This is a genomic window from Geobacter sp. SVR (genome assembly GCF_016865365.1).
GTDB lineage: Bacteria > Desulfobacterota > Desulfuromonadia > Geobacterales > Pseudopelobacteraceae > Pelotalea.
This window is the reverse complement of sequence record NZ_AP024469.1, coordinates 3,499,473-3,514,249: the sequence shown is the minus strand read 5'-3', so window position 1 is coordinate 3,514,249 and position 14,777 is coordinate 3,499,473. Positions and strand designations below refer to the sequence as shown.

Genomic DNA, 14,777 nt, shown 5'->3' with positions numbered 1-14,777 from the left:
AATTTCTTACATTTTGCTGCAGCGCATCCGCAATTGGCCCTTCAGTGTGCAACTCCATTAACATCGGTCACATTTTTTACCCGAGCCATACCTGCGTTTTTTCGGCGTTCCGGAGCAGCGCCAGCCCTTCACCGGCAAATTTCGTTGAGTGCCCCTTTTTATAGCCTGACTGCAACGCGCTGTTTTTTCGTTGAATTACGCCTGCGACCGGCATGGCATGGTTCGTGGTATCGCCTGTGTTATCTGGATGGATAAAAACGGTACATGACGGAGGAGGTTGAGTCTGTGCATAAAAAAATACTGGCGCTGGCCATCATCGTCGGCATTGCCGGATGCAGCGGTGAAACCAGTGACGAGCTGTATGCCGAAGGGGTCAGGAAACTGCATGACGGCAATGCCAGTGGTGCCATCGTGCTCTTCAGGAATGCGCTGGAAAAGGATCAGAACTTTCTGAATGCCCGGCTGCAGTTGGCCAGGGCCTATGTGCTGGCCGGGAAGTACGAACTCGCCGAGAAGGAGTTCCAGAAGGTAAAGCGGTTGAACCCCAGTCAGCGTGAAATACCGCTGGATATGGGGCGGCTCTACAATGCTCTCCGCAAGCCGGAATTGGCGATCGCCCAGGCCAGGGAATACCTGTCCATCGAGCCCGAATCAGCCGCGGCCCTGGAGATCATGGGAGTCGCCTATGACATCAGATCCATGCCTCGTGAGGCGGAGGAGTCCTTCCTGCGTGCGCTGCGGAAAGAGCCGGGAAAAACCAGCACCACGCTGGAGCTTGCGGCGCACTACGCCACACGGGGGGAGGCAGCCAGGGCCAGGAAGCTTCTGGAAGAGGTCGTCAGGGCCGAACCGCGCAACGTCAGAGCCTATCACCTGCTGGCCGACCTGGAACGCTCCGCCGGCCGCAATGAGCAGGCCCTGGCGCTCTATGCCAAACTGGCGGAGATCAATACCGCCGATCCACTGCCATACTACAAGGCGGGCCTTCTGAAGCTCGAGATGGGAAATGTCGCAGCTGCGGAGGCGGCAGCCGCGGACCTGCTCAAGCGATTCCCCAAAAGTCCCGAAGGGAACCGCCTGAAAGGCATGGTTCTCTATCGCCGCAATAACTTCCCGGATGCGATTGCGGCCCTGCAGACCGCCAATAAGCTGCGCCCGAGCGTCAGCGGATATTACTTCCTGGGGCTCAGCCACTACCACCAGGGAGAACTGGAAAACGCCCTCAGCCAATTCCGGCTGATTCTCGACAGAGTACCCACCTTCATCCAGGCACGGCTTATGACCGGCATGATTCTGCTGAAGCAGAAGCGCCTCGACGACGCCGTTACGGAACTGTCGCGGGTTGTGGAGGCGGACGGCAAAAATGCCTTTGCCCGCAACCTGCTGGGCAGCGCCTACATGGCAAAGGGGATGTATTCCGATGGCATGAGGGAGCTCGATGCGGCAACGCAGCTTGACCCCAAGCTTGTGGAAAGCCACCTCAAGAAGGGGCTGTTTCATCTGAGCCAGGGACGGACGGCCGAAGTGGAGGCGGATCTGCTGACAGCGGTGCGGGTGGCCCCGGAGCTGCTCAACACCCGGCTGATCCTGTGCTCGTTCTACATGCATCGGAAAAACCACGCCAAAGCGTTGTCAGTCCTCAAGGAGGGGCTCTCCGGCAAGCCGGAAGATGCCGTGCTCTATACCGGCATGGCCAAAATCATGCTGACGGACAACAAGACGGCTGAAGCTGTCCGCTACCTGCGCAAGGCAAAGGAGATCAACCCCGGCTCCTTCGATGCCTCCTTTTCCCTGGCCGCCTATTACTCAGCCCGTGGCGATGCCTCCGCCGCGCTGGGGGAATACTCCGAGATCCTACGGAAAGACCCGGCCAACGTGGGGGCCAACGTGCGCATGGCCGCCCTTTTGGAGCTTTCCGGCAATGACGGGGAAGCGCTCAATCATTACCTCAAGGCGGCGGAGACCCGCAATCCGACGGCGTATCAGGCCCTGGCAAGCCATTACGAACGGAAGGGAGACAACTCCAGGGCGCTTGCCACCCTGGAAGAGGCTGCCCGGGCCGTGCCGCGCTCGGCCCCGATCATGGAGCAGAAGGCTCTCCTGTATCTCAGGGACAAACAGTACAAACAGGCCCTGGCAGTCATTGAGGATATCGAGGCCTTCGCACCGGAACGCGGCATCTCCCTGCGGGTGGGCACCTATGTGGCAATGCAGAAACTGCCGGAGGCGCTCAAGCATGCCCAGCGAGCCATAGACCGGAAACCGGGATCATCCCAGGGATACATGCTGCTGGCTTCGGTCCACCGGGAGCAGAACAACCTCGAGGAAGCCATCGCGGCCCTCAAAAAAGGGGTGGCGCTGGACAACAACCCCATGGCAGCCCTGATGCTGGCCAACCTGTATGCCGGGAAGGGGAGCTTTGATCGGGCCATGGAAACCTGCAGCGACATCGTGCGCAAGCTGCCCGGCTTTGCACCCGCCTACCACGCCCAGGGCATTTTCCTGGAGGCCCGGGGTAGAAAGAACGAGGCGGTTGCCAAATATCGCGCCGCACTGGCAATCCAGGACACCTTTACCCCGGCGCTCAACAACCTGGCCATGCTGTGTGCCGACGGATACGGCAGCCGGGAGGATGCCCTGCGTCTGGCGGAGAGTGCCATGGCGCTGGAACCGGCCAATGCTGCTGTCATGGACACGCTGGGGTACGCGCTTTTCAGAAACAACCGCAACAACGAAGCAATCCGCATTCTGGAGAAGGCCGAGGCCTTACTGCCGGGGAACTCTACCATCAATTACCATCTGGCGCTGGCTCATCAGGCTTCGGGCGAGAACCGGCAGGCAGTGGTCAGGTTGCGGAAGGCGCTGGTGAAGCAGGATTTCGCCGAGGCGCAGCAGGCCAGGAGCCTCCTGGCCAGGCTGAATCCGTAAGGTCATGTGCAGCGGCATCTCCGGAAGGGGGGACACAGCACCTCAACCGGCAGGATTCCGTTGACAAGCATGCGGCCCCGGTACCTGACCGAGGTCCATGCACGGGAAGTACGGTCGAACCTCGGGGGAAGAAAAACGAGCGTCCACCTGCCTGCTGCCAGGAGGTGAAGAAAGGTATAGCCGGCGGTAGCGGGACTGTTGGAAGATGAAAAGTATCTAAAAAAAGACTGCCTGGCAGTTGTAATTACAGGAAAGTGCGCTATGGAATCTAGATATAGAATCATCCTTCTGGTACTGGGCGATGCGCTTGCAGCACTGCTGTCGCTGCCGGCGGCACTGTTCGTCAAGAACGGACGAATACCCACCCTGGGAGAGGTGCATGGCCTCGGCAACGTAATGATCGTCGGGTTCGTCCTGATCCTGGTCTTCCTGTCGTTTCTGGCCCAATTTTATGGAAACCATCGAGAGCTTTTCGCACGGGAGATCGCAGTCAAAACCGGTGTTTCCCTGGGGATGTCATCGATCTTCCTTTCCATGGTCTCTTTTACCTCTCCGGCCTACGGCCAGGGAAACGGGATACTGCCGTATGCCATCCTCATTTTCGGGCTGCTGCAGTTTCTCTGCCATGTCCTGTACCGGGTCTGGGTCAACTTCCCCGGTTTTGCAAGGAGGGTGCTGATCCTCGGTGTGGGGCCGATTGCAGGGCATATGGGCAAAATCATTCCGATGACGGACGACAACTATGTGCTTTCCGGCTATGTCAACTGCTCCAACGAATGCTGCCAGGTACCGCAGAACTCGATCCTTCGCAATGAAGGGGGGCTGTACGAGACTGTCAGGCGGGAGAGGGCGGACAAGATCGTTGTGTCGCTGTCGGAACGCAGGGGCACTTTCCCGTTCCGGGAGGTCATGGCGTGCAAGCTGAACGGGGTGGAGGTGATCGATGCCCCGTCGTTTTACGAGCAAGTGACCGGCAAGCTGCTGCTGGAGGGAATCAACCCCAGCTGGATAATCTTTTCGGACGGTTTCAAGGTCAGGACCTGGCATCGGATCGCCAAAAGGATCACCGACATCCTCTGCGCCCTGATCGGCATTCTCGCAACGCTCCCGCTGCTCCCGTTCATCCTGCTGGCCATACGGCTCGACTCTCCGGGACCCTTCTTCTACGGCCAGGAACGGGTCGGCGAAAAGGAAAAGAATTTCGTTCTGTACAAGTTCAGGACCATGCGGGCAGACGCCGAAAGCGAAACAGGCGCCGTCTGGGCGCAGGAAAACGATTCCCGCATCACGCGGGTGGGATCGATCCTGCGTAAAAGCCGCATCGACGAGCTGCCCCAGTTCATCAACGTGCTCAGGGGGGACATGAGCATGGTGGGACCGCGCCCCGAAAGACCCGAGTTCGTCGGCAAGCTGAAGGAGGTCATTCCGTATTATTCGGAACGGCACTTCGTAAAGCCCGGCGTTACGGGCTGGGCGCAGGTGCGTTACCCCTACGGGGCGTCGGTCGAGGATGCCCTGGAGAAACTCCGTTACGATCTCTACTACATCAAGCACATCTCTCTGACATTCGATCTGATGATCATTCTTGAAACCGTACAGGTGGTCCTTTTCCGGCGGGGGGCGAGATAGAGGCATGGCATGGCGGTCACAGTCAACACAACCAACCGGATCACAAAGGAGATGCACATGGCAATAAGGCTGGCAGCGATGTTGTTCTTTCTGATGCTGTTTCCCCTCCCGGTTTTCGCAGGGGATTACGTCATCGGTGACGGGGATGTTCTCGATGTCGCCGTGTGGGGGGTAAAGGAGCTGAACGTCACCGTCAGGGTGAGGCCCGACGGCAAGATCACCATTCCCGGCCTGGGGGATGTCACGGCCAACGGGTTCACACCGCAGGAGCTGCAGAAATCCCTGTCCGAAAAGCTCAAGCAGCTTGTCAAGACCCCGATCGTCACCGTGAGCGTCAAGGAGATCACCAACAGCAGGGTGTATATCTTCGGCGCCGGTGTGAAGTCGGGGGTGTTCGACCTGAGCCGCCGTACCACCCTGCTGCAGCTTTTATGCACAATCGGCGATGTCAAAGGGGCTGATCTCAAACGATCGTACGTGCAGCGGAACGGCAAAACCATCAAGACCGATTTCGAGAAGCTCTTCATCGGCGGAGACACCAAAGAAGACATCGTGATCGAATCCAACGATGCGATCTATTTCCCGGTGCTTGCGGACAAGAACATCTATGTGCTGGGGGCCGTCAACACGCCGCGGCTGATCGAATACCGGGAAGGCATGACCGTGATGGATGCGGTGCTGGAGGCCGGCGGGTTCAGCAAGTTCGCCAAACAGAACGACACGACCATCCTGCGCAGGGAAGGGGGCAAGGAAGTGACAATTCCGGTCAAGGCCAAGGATCTCTGGAACGAGCGGGACCTGTCCCAGAACCCGAGGCTCAAGCCGAGTGACTACATCATCGTCAAGGAAGGCATGTTCTGACCTGAATCTGCGGCGCTTCACTGCCTCGGTGCCTTGAAGTGCCTCTGCCTCTGCTTTTCGGCGGTTCGGAATGGTTCGACGGAGGCCGGCCGATACAAACGGTGACGGCATCCCGGCGCCACGGATTCAGGTCTTGAGCGCGCTATTGCAACAGCGCGGACATTGGAGAATGGAGTGACCTATGGAATCGGATTTCGATTACAAAAAATATCTGCAGCTGATCGTCAAGAGGAGGTACCTGTTTGTCGTTCTGGCCCTCCTGATCATGACCGGCACCGTTATCGCCAGCTACATGAAGCCGGCCGTGTACGAGGCCAAAAGCACCGTATTCATCGAGAGGAGCGTTATCGGCGATCTGGTGAAGGGCATTGCGGTCACCGCTTCTTTCGAGGACAAGATCCGGGTGCTGGAATATGCCATTAAAAGCAGGAGCCTCCTGCTCAAGGTCTTCGACGACCTCGACCTCAACGTGAACAAGCAGAACGATTCTCAGCTGGAAGAGATGGTCAAGGCCTTCCAGGCCAAGACCGATATCAGGCTGAAAGACAAGGAAGGACTCTTCACCATCGCTTTTTCACACGAAAACCCGCGCCTGGCCCGTGACTACGTCAATGCGCTGATTCGCCGCTACATCGAGGAGAACAGCTCTTCCACGCGGGAAGATTCCTACGGGGCCACCAGATTCCTGGGAGAGCAGATCGCGGCGATGAAGGAAAAGCTGGCACGATCGGATGCAGCCACGAGCAGCTACAGACAGGAAAAGGGAAGTCTGCTGGCGCAGAGCGAGGAGATGATATCGACCGAGATTGGCAATGCCCAGCAGAGGATCGAAGAGTACGCCCTGCGCCGGCGTCAGCTCGAAAGCCTGCTGGGGCTGGCCGTGAAGAACGGCCCGCAGCAGATAAGGCTGGCGGAGCTGAAGAAGCGGCAGCAGGAACTGAGCCTGGTCTACACCGATAACCATCCCGAAATCATAGCCATAGGCAACGAAATAGCTTCCCTCCAGGAACAGATAAAATCCGGACAGGGCGTAAGCCACGGGGCTGCCGTTTCTTCGCCGGAACAGGATAGGATCACTCTGGAACTGAAATCCCTGCGCGAAAGCGAACAGAACCAGCGGCGGCTGATAGCGTCCAAACTGGCTCTGCTGAAGAGCATTCCGGCTGCCAAGGCCGGTCTGGAGGAGCTGGAGCGGGAGCGGGCCAGCCAGAAGACCCTGTATGAGCAGCTTGTGGCGCGCTACGGGCAGTCCGAGGTTTCCAAGCAGATGGAGGTGCAGGACAAGACCACCACCTTCAGGGTGGTCGATCCGGCGGTGGTACCGGCCAAACCGACGGGACCGCAACGGGTCAGAATGATCCTGCTCGGTATCCTGGGGGGGCTGGCCGGCAGCTTCGCCATCCTGCTGCTCCTGGACCACCTGGACGTTTCGGTGCGCCACATCGATTCCCTCAGGTCGCTGGGGGTCCAGGTACTGGCGGTCGTACCGAAGATCGAAAATCCAAGCGAAGCGCTGGCGGTACGAAGGCGCGACTGGTGGTTTTTCAGCCTGGCCGGCATCTATTTCCTGCTGATTCTGGCGACGATCCCGATCGAGTACATGCGGGAAAACTCCTACGACATCCTGAGCGGTGCCGGTATCAGGCAGAATCTGGCGAACCTCAGGGATATGACGTTTCGGTGAAGCGGGGACCAGGAACCGGGGACCGGTAAAACCTTTGAAAGCGGGGACTCTAAAAGATTCTGACGTTACCGGTTCCTGATCCCCGGTCCCTGATCTCTGCCTCTAGAAAGGACTCAATCATGAGCAGAATCGAAGAAGCCCTTGAAAAAGCGGCTAAACTACGAAACGGAGTGACCCTGGTTGCCGTGCCGGAGAAGGCCGACCAGCGTACCCATCTGCCTCCTCCCGCTACGGAAAGCCTGCAGGTGGACAACATGCTGATGGTCTCCGTCACCGATGCCCTTGCCCCGGCGGCGGAAGAATACCGCAAATTGAAATCGATCATCGTGAAGCTCACCAAAGGGGAGGAGTTCCGCAACATGCTGATGGTGACCAGCTCGATCGCCAGCGAGGGGAAGAGCATCACCTCGCTCAATCTTGCCATGAGTCTGGCGCAGGAATTCGACCATACCGTACTGCTGGTGGACGCGGATATCAGGAGGTCCTCCATCCACAACTATCTCGGCATCGAGAACCGGGTCGGGCTGGCCGAATGCGTTCTGGACGGGCTCGACCCCAAAAAGGCGCTTGTCCGGACCGGCATCGGAAGGCTTTCGGTGCTGCCGGCCGGCCGCCAGGTGAGCAATCCGGCCGAAGTATTCTCCTCTCGTCGCTTCAGGGAGTTTTTACTGGAGATGAAGAACCGCTACCGCGACCGCTATGTGATCATCGATACGCCCCCGGTGCTGCCGTTTGCCGAAACCCGCTCCTTGAGCGCCATTGTCGATGGTGTGGTGCTGGTGGTCAAGGAGGGCAGGGTGACGCTGGACAATATCAACGAGACCATCGAGTGCCTCAAGGGAAGCAATCTGCTGGGGGTGGTCTACAACGAGGCTGCCAAGGCGCCGCATGCCGACCTTCAGCAATACTACCGGCAGGATGCGGCCTGACGCGGACCGCTCCTCGACCGTTTCCGGCATGCGCGCCGGGCGGGGCGGGGACTGAGCACAGGTGATCTCTCTGAAAGGGTGGATTCATGTATGAAATCTTCTTCAATCTGACCCGCAAGCCCTTTGATCTGCTGCCGGACCCTGACTTTCTGTACATGAGCAGATCCCACAAGCGGGCGCTGTCCTACCTCGACTACGGCATCAGGGAGCGGGCAGGTTTCATCCTGCTGACCGGCGAAGTGGGGTCCGGTAAGACCACCATTATTCGCAACCTGATCAAGAAACATCTCGACAATGTCGTGCTCTCGAAGATTTTCAATACCAAGGTGGATTCGGAGCAGTTGATCGCGATGATCAACGACGACTTCGGCCTGGCAGTGCAGCACAAGGACAAGATCACGCTGCTGCGCGACCTGAACACCTTCCTGATCGAGCAGTTCATCAAGGGAAACCGGCCGGTGCTGATCATCGACGAGGCCCAGAACCTTTGTACGGATCTTCTGGAAGAGATCAGGATGCTGTCCAATCTTGAAACGGACAATGCCAAGCTGCTGCAGATCATCCTGGTGGGTCAGCCGGAACTGAGGGATACACTGGCGTCTCCCTCCCTGATACAGCTGCGTCAGCGTATCAGCATCAACTGCCACATCCATCCTCTGACCCTGTCCGAGACGGAGGAGTACATCCTGCATCGCATGGAAAAGGCGGGGGGGCGGAATTCCGCTACTTTTTCCGAGGAGACGATCAACATCATCTTCGGCTACAGCAGGGGCATCCCGCGTTTGATCAATATCATCTGCGACTTCATTCTGCTGGCGGCGTTCGCCGAGGAAACCAGCACCATCGACGTCGCTCTGGTCAAGGATGTGATCGGGGATCTCGATTTCAACCACCACTTCTGGGGCGAGGCGCGGCCGGAAGGGGCAGGGGAGGCCCTGGTGCCGGAATATGCTGCTCCGCACCTGTCCAGCATTCCCGAGAAATCGGACGTTTCCGGGCTCTGGAAGCTGATCGGCGGGGACAGCCCGGAAGCGGAGCCGGAAATGTTCAACCAGAAGATGTACCTGGAGATGACGGCAAAAATTTCGGATCTGGAGCAATCGCTGAAATCCCAGCAGGAAAAGACCGGTACGATCATGCAGAAGCTGCGCAAGTATATTCCGATGCTGGGGGGCTGGTAATCCGCAGCCGGGCGGGGCGTACGGATCTCTTGAAATTGGTTGAGGACTTGTCGTCGATGGAGGGATTTTCATGTCGAGCGTTTCTCGCATTTCGGCAATCTTATGCGCACTTGCACTGGCAGGTGCCGCCCGGGCGGAGGACCTGACCGTGCATCCTTCCATTGCCGTTGGCGAGGAGTACACTGACAACGTCTTCGAGACGCGGGATAACAAGATCGGCGACTACATCACCCGCATAATGCCCGGCCTGGCCATCGGCGCCAAGGGGCCGGTATTCAGCGGCGATCTGAATTACCAGTTCGATTACCACTATTACGCCCGGAACAGCCGTACGAACGATTATACCCACCTGCTGCAGGCTGTCGGCCATCTCACGGCAATCGACAATTTCCTGTTTGTGGATGCAACCAGCGATTATCAGCGGGTTCCGCTGGATGTAACCAAGGATGTCAGGCAGGAGAGCCTGTTTTTCGACCAGACCGACCGCAATGTCGTAACCGTCTCTCCCTTCGCGGTGTTTCATCCCACTCCGAGGACGACCCTGAAAAGCGGCTACAGTTACATCAACACCCATTATTTCAGTTCCGACGGCATCAGCAAAAACGATCATTCCGGTTTTCTGAGCGCCACCTACGAGCTGACCCCCAAACTCAGCCTCACGGGGGACTACATCTTCATCCGGGAGCTGGCCGATGTGGACAACTTCAACCAGCACCAGGTCCTGGGGGGCTTCCGCTACGAATACGCGGACAAATCCTTCCTGTTTGCACAGGTGGGCTACAGCTGGATCGGGTACGACAGCGGCCAGACTTTCGACAACGTCAACTGGAAGGCAGGCGCCATTCACGTTTTCGATATTCTGACCGTTGAGGCTGCCACCGGAGTGAAGTACGACGAGGACCCGCTGCGCAACATCACCGAGGAGACCTATGTCAGCGGCAGCGTGGAAAAGCGTTTCGACCGGGGAGCGCTCAAGCTGACCCTCTCTTTCTCGAAATATGTCGATGTCGTGACCGATACGCTGGATACCAGGAAATACGGGCTGCTGATAAAAGGCTCGCGCGATCTGACCTCCTCCCTGAGCGCTACCCTGGCCTTTACGGGCGAAAGGTTCGAGGAGAGTGCCGGCAACACCAGGCGCCTCATCCTGGAGACGGGGCTGGGCTACAAGCTGGCGGACGAATTGACCGCGACGCTGACATACATCTACGTCGATTACTACTCGCCCAACCCCGATCTGGACAACAAGCAGATCAACCGCGTGTCGCTCATGCTCAGGAAAGTCTTTTGAGGTGCTCATGCTGAATGCCCTGTCCGTCGACGTCGAGGACTACTTCCAGGTGAACGCGTTTGCCGGGCGGATCAGGTACGAAGAGTGGGATCTGTTTCCACTCAGGGTGGAGAACAACACCCGGCGCATCCTGGACATGTTCGACGAATGCGCGCAGAAGGCGACCTTCTTCATTCTGGGATGGATCGCAGAGCGTTGTCCGCTCCTGGTGCGGGAGATCCACCGCCGGGGACACGAGATCGCCTGTCACGGATACCGGCATCAGCTGGTGTACCGGCTCACCGCGGAGCAGTTCCGGGCCGACATCGCCGCTGCAAAAGGCATCCTGGAGGATATCTGCGGCGAGCGGGTGCTGGGCTATCGCGCTCCGAGCTACTCCATCACCAACCAATCGCTCTGGGCGCTGGATGTCCTGGCGGAGGAAGGATTCAGCTACGATTCGAGCATCTTTCCGATCCGCCACGACGTCTACGGCATCCCGGGGGGGGAGCGGTTCCCCTACGACATTGCGGCCGGTTCCGGAACCCTGCGCGAGTTCCCCTTGTCCACCTATCCCCTGGGGATCGGGGGATGGCGGACGCAGCTGCCGGTGGCAGGAGGGGGGTATCTGAGGCTGTTTCCGGTCTCCCTGGTGAGCAGGGCGATCGGCGCCATCAACAGCCGGGAGCGGCAGCCGGTGATCGTCTATTTCCATCCCTGGGAGATCGATCCGCAGCAGCCGCGCATCCGGGCCGGATGGCGGTCCAGTTTCAGGCATTATCTCAACCTCGGGCGCATGGAATTCAAGATCCGGCACCTGTTGAAGCGCTTCCGTTTCGCACCTGCCCGCGAGGTGCTGCAGGTGAGTTCCGAGGGCCGCACCACACTAAAAACAGGCTGTTGAATTCCCTGGTTGTTCAAAAATGGGTAGATCGTCGCACCCGCAGGAAGCCCCGCGGAGGCGTAGGCCCGCTACGCCGCACAAGAGGACTGACGAGGACGGCGGTGAGATACCCGTTTTTCAACAACCTTCTAAATCAGACACAAACAAGGGGCTGACACCATGGCATTTGCCGCAGAGAACGACCTGAATATTCCGACGGTTCTGATCCAGCCCCGCCGAGGGCTCTTCCAGCTCGATCTCAGGGCGGTCTGGAAGTACCGCGAACTGTTGTATTTCCTCGTGTGGAGAGATGTCCTGGTCCGTTACAAACAGACGGTCATCGGAGCTGCCTGGGCCATCCTGCAGCCGCTGATCACCATGGCCCTCTTTACCGCTATTTTCAGCAATATGGCCAAGGTTCCCTCGGACGGCAAACCCTATCCGGTCTTCGCCTTTGCCGCACTGCTGCCCTGGAACTACTTCTCGCAGGCGCTCCAGCGCAGCGGGGGCAGCCTGGTCGGGAGTTCAAACCTGATTACGAAGATCTACTTCCCCCGCCTGCTGATTCCCTTGGCCGCTTCGGTGGCACCGGTGGTGGACCTGTTCTTTTCCTTCATCCTGCTGCTTGTCCTGATGCTGTGGTATGGCATCACCCCCACCTGGGCGCTGCTGACGCTGCCCCTTTTCGTAACCCTTTCGCTGCTGTCGGCCCTGGCCGTGGGGCTCTGGCTGACCACGCTCAACGTCAAGTATCGCGACGTGGGACACATTATTCCCTTTCTGATTCAGGTCTGGATGTATGCCTCTCCGGTCGCCTATCCGGTCAGCATCGTTCCGGCCAAGTGGCGCCTGCTCTACAGCCTGAACCCAATGGTCGGAGTGATCGAGGGATTCAGGTGGTCGATCCTGGGTACGGTCCGGCCGGACTGGGGGGTAATGACGGTCAGTCTGCTGATGGTGAGCGTCCTGCTGGTGAGCGGTCTGGTGTACTTCAAGCGCATGGAGCAGACCTTCGCCGACATCATCTAGCCGGGCCGTCAGCCGCGGTTTTTCCTTCTCCCGATTGCGCGGAGGCCGGCCCCGCTTTTCCGTTTTTCCAACGAACCGTTGTGAGGAGTTCATTCATGAGTAATTGCGCCATCAGGGTTGAAAACATATCCAAGCAGTACCAGATCTCCTCGGGCAAGCGCCACGACACGCTACGCGACCAGCTGGCGGACAGCTTCCGGTCGATCATGCGCCGCAAGGAAGGCTCACGGGCAGGCCCCAACACCTTCTGGGCGCTGCAGGATGTGTCCTTCGAGATCGGCAAGGGGCAGATCGTCGGCATCATCGGTCAGAACGGAGCAGGGAAAAGCACCCTGCTGAAGCTCCTTTCACAGATCACCGAGCCCACCCGGGGACGGGCCGAGATCTACGGCAGGGTCGGTTCGCTGCTGGAGGTGGGCACCGGTTTTCACCCGGAACTGACCGGACGAGAAAATATCTATCTGAACGGTGCCATCATCGGCATGAAAAAAACGGAAATCCGCCGTCATTTTGATGCCATCGTGGAGTTCGCCGAAGTTGAAAAATTCATCGACATGCCGGTGAAACGCTATTCCAGCGGTATGTACGTGCGCCTGGCCTTTGCCGTTTCCGCTCATTTGCGGCCCGAAATACTGATGATCGACGAAGTGCTTTCGGTCGGGGACCTGCAGTTCCAGCGCAAATGCATGGCATATGCGGAGGAGTTGCGCAAGAGCAACGCGACCATTCTGTTCGTATCCCACAACATGTTCTCGGTAAAGGCCATGTGCAACCGGGTCATTTTTCTGGTCAAGGGGCAGGTCCGCTATGACGGAGCCCCGGAAGAGGCCATCCAGCTCTACGAAGAGGAGCACAAGGTCAGCGAACTGGCCTGGGCCCGCGGCGCCATCGGCAGCGATTCGTCCCAGTGGGCGGTGTACATCTCCGACATGGAAACCCGTGACGAGAGCGGACAGCCGCGCAACCTGTTCAACTACGGCGAACGCATGCGGGTGCGGCTCCATTACGAGTTCCGCCGGCCGGTCCTGAATCCCAATTTTCTTGTTTCATTCATCCGTTCCGACGATGTGGCCTGCTGCAATTACAACACCTCCATGGACGGGTTCTGCGTACCCGCGAGCTGCGGCGACGGCACCATCGAGCTGTTGACGCCCCCCCTGAAACTGGTGTCGGAATCGTACAAGATCAACGTGCTGGTCAGGGACGCAAATTTCGAGGAGCTGTATTGCGCCCAGATCGGCAAAACCTTTCACATCCGGCATGACCTGCTCGATACCCATTTCGGGGTCTTCCACGAAGAGGGGCAATGGTCCGTGCCGAAACGGCTGCTCAATTTCAAACAATCACCAGTTCAGGAGGTCTGCTGCCATGATTAACGTCGCTGTTGCCGGTTACGGTTACTGGGGTCCCAATCTTGTCCGCAATATCCAGGACACGGGCGAAGCCTGCGTCGTGGCGTGCTGCGATGCGAGCCAGGACCGTCTCAAACAGGTTTCCGCCAAATATCCCTCGGTCACCACTACCACCCGTTACGAGGATCTGCTCAAGAATCCCGCCATTGATGCCATCGCCATCGCGACACCGGTGGCGACCCACTACCAGTTTGCCCGCAAGGCGCTGGAAAACGGCAAGCATGTGCTGCTGGAAAAACCTGCCACCTCCTCCACTGCCGAGGCGGAAAAGCTGGTGGACCTGGCCGAAAAGCACAAGCTGACCTTCATGGTGGACCACACCTTCATCTATACCGGCGCCGTGCGCAAGATGAAGGAGGTGGTGGAGCAGGGGGATCTGGGGGAGCTGTACTACCTCGATTCGGTCCGCATCAACCTGGGGCTGTTCCAGCGCGATGTCAACGTGCTCTGGGACCTGGCTCCCCACGACATCGCCATCCTCGAACATCTCGTCAAGGAAAAGCCGGTCAGTGTATGCGCCACCGGCGCCTGCCACGTGGGCAATGGCCATGAAAACGTGGCCTACCTGACGGTCTATTACGACAGCGGCCTGATCGCCCACTTTCACAACAACTGGCTTTCACCGGTCAAGGTCCGCACCATGCTGGTGGGGGGCAGCAAAAAGACGATTCATTACGACGACATGGAGGTCAGCGAGAAGATCAAGATCTACGATCGCGGGGTAGATATCGTGAGCAGCGAAGGGGTTCACGAGGCGCGGGTTTCCTACAGGCTGGGGGACATGTGGGCCCCCAGGCTGGATCCGACCGAGGCGCTGCGCCTGATGGCCGCGGAATTCGCCGATTGCATACGGACGGGAAGGCGCTCCATCACCGATGGGATCAGCGGCCTGAATGTCGTGAGGATACTGGAGGCTTCAGAGATGTCCATCAAACACCGCGGAAAGGAGATCAGGCTGTGAGCGACTACAC

Annotated in this window: 11 protein-coding genes; all 11 read left to right on the top strand. The window is 58.6% G+C overall.

The window, feature by feature from the left end; all coding sequences use genetic code 11:
• The first annotated feature begins 285 nt into the window (after positions 1–285).
• The 11 genes from prsT to GSVR_RS16325 all read left to right on the top strand — a co-directional run bounded on the left by prsT (position 286) and on the right by GSVR_RS16325 (position 14,767).
• On the top strand, positions 286–2,928 hold the full coding sequence (gene prsT, locus GSVR_RS16375) for an XrtA/PEP-CTERM system TPR-repeat protein PrsT (protein WP_173198552.1): 2,643 nt from the start codon (positions 286–288) through the stop codon (positions 2,926–2,928).
• Between the two features lie 261 nt (positions 2,929–3,189).
• Positions 3,190–4,557, top strand: coding sequence for a TIGR03013 family XrtA/PEP-CTERM system glycosyltransferase (locus GSVR_RS16370; protein WP_173198550.1), 1,368 nt, complete (start codon positions 3,190–3,192; stop codon positions 4,555–4,557).
• Between the two features lie 63 nt (positions 4,558–4,620).
• The gene (locus GSVR_RS16365) at positions 4,621–5,418 is read left to right on the top strand and encodes a polysaccharide biosynthesis/export family protein (protein WP_370552086.1); all 798 of its coding nucleotides are present in this window, start codon (positions 4,621–4,623) and stop codon (positions 5,416–5,418) included.
• Positions 5,419–5,599: 181 nt separating this feature from the next.
• On the top strand, positions 5,600–7,102 hold the full coding sequence (locus GSVR_RS16360) for an XrtA system polysaccharide chain length determinant (protein ID WP_173198548.1): 1,503 nt from the start codon (positions 5,600–5,602) through the stop codon (positions 7,100–7,102).
• 119 nt (positions 7,103–7,221) lie between these two features.
• Positions 7,222–8,031, top strand: coding sequence for an XrtA-associated tyrosine autokinase (locus tag GSVR_RS16355; RefSeq protein WP_173198546.1), 810 nt, complete (start codon positions 7,222–7,224; stop codon positions 8,029–8,031).
• Between the two features lie 86 nt (positions 8,032–8,117).
• The gene (locus GSVR_RS16350) at positions 8,118–9,212 is read left to right on the top strand and encodes an XrtA/PEP-CTERM system-associated ATPase (protein ID WP_173198544.1); all 1,095 of its coding nucleotides are present in this window, start codon (positions 8,118–8,120) and stop codon (positions 9,210–9,212) included.
• Positions 9,213–9,282: 70 nt separating this feature from the next.
• Positions 9,283–10,503 (top strand): TIGR03016 family PEP-CTERM system-associated outer membrane protein, encoded by a 1,221-nt coding sequence (locus GSVR_RS16345; protein WP_173198542.1) that lies wholly within the window; start codon positions 9,283–9,285, stop codon positions 10,501–10,503.
• 7 nt (positions 10,504–10,510) lie between these two features.
• Positions 10,511–11,386, top strand: coding sequence for an XrtA system polysaccharide deacetylase (locus GSVR_RS16340; protein ID WP_173198540.1), 876 nt, complete (start codon positions 10,511–10,513; stop codon positions 11,384–11,386).
• A gap of 159 nt (positions 11,387–11,545) precedes the next feature.
• A complete protein-coding gene (locus tag GSVR_RS16335) occupies positions 11,546–12,394 on the top strand; it encodes an ABC transporter permease (protein WP_173198538.1) in 849 nt (282 codons plus the stop codon).
• A 95-nt stretch (positions 12,395–12,489) separates the two neighbouring features.
• Positions 12,490–13,770, top strand: coding sequence for an ABC transporter ATP-binding protein (locus GSVR_RS16330; protein ID WP_173198536.1), 1,281 nt, complete (start codon positions 12,490–12,492; stop codon positions 13,768–13,770).
• A complete protein-coding gene (locus GSVR_RS16325) occupies positions 13,763–14,767 on the top strand; it encodes a Gfo/Idh/MocA family protein (protein WP_173198534.1) in 1,005 nt (334 codons plus the stop codon). The genes GSVR_RS16330 and GSVR_RS16325 overlap by 8 nt, the downstream gene beginning before the upstream one ends.
• Positions 14,768–14,777: the final 10 nt, after the last annotated feature.

Bases quoted from the DNA above. Each gene is read 5' to 3' on its own strand.
- GSVR_RS16370 (WP_173198550.1), top strand. From the start codon at position 3,190: ATGGAATCTAGATATAGAATCATCCTTCTGGTACTGGGCGATGCGCTT.
- GSVR_RS16360 (WP_173198548.1), top strand. From the start codon at position 5,600: ATGGAATCGGATTTCGATTACAAAAAATATCTGCAGCTGATCGTCAAG.
- GSVR_RS16355 (WP_173198546.1), top strand. From the start codon at position 7,222: ATGAGCAGAATCGAAGAAGCCCTTGAAAAAGCGGCTAAACTACGAAAC.
- GSVR_RS16350 (WP_173198544.1), top strand. From the start codon at position 8,118: ATGTATGAAATCTTCTTCAATCTGACCCGCAAGCCCTTTGATCTGCTG.
- GSVR_RS16345 (WP_173198542.1), top strand. From the start codon at position 9,283: ATGTCGAGCGTTTCTCGCATTTCGGCAATCTTATGCGCACTTGCACTG.
- GSVR_RS16340 (WP_173198540.1), top strand. From the start codon at position 10,511: ATGCTGAATGCCCTGTCCGTCGACGTCGAGGACTACTTCCAGGTGAAC.
- GSVR_RS16335 (WP_173198538.1), top strand. From the start codon at position 11,546: ATGGCATTTGCCGCAGAGAACGACCTGAATATTCCGACGGTTCTGATC.
- GSVR_RS16330 (WP_173198536.1), top strand. From the start codon at position 12,490: ATGAGTAATTGCGCCATCAGGGTTGAAAACATATCCAAGCAGTACCAG.
- GSVR_RS16325 (WP_173198534.1), top strand. From the start codon at position 13,763: ATGATTAACGTCGCTGTTGCCGGTTACGGTTACTGGGGTCCCAATCTT.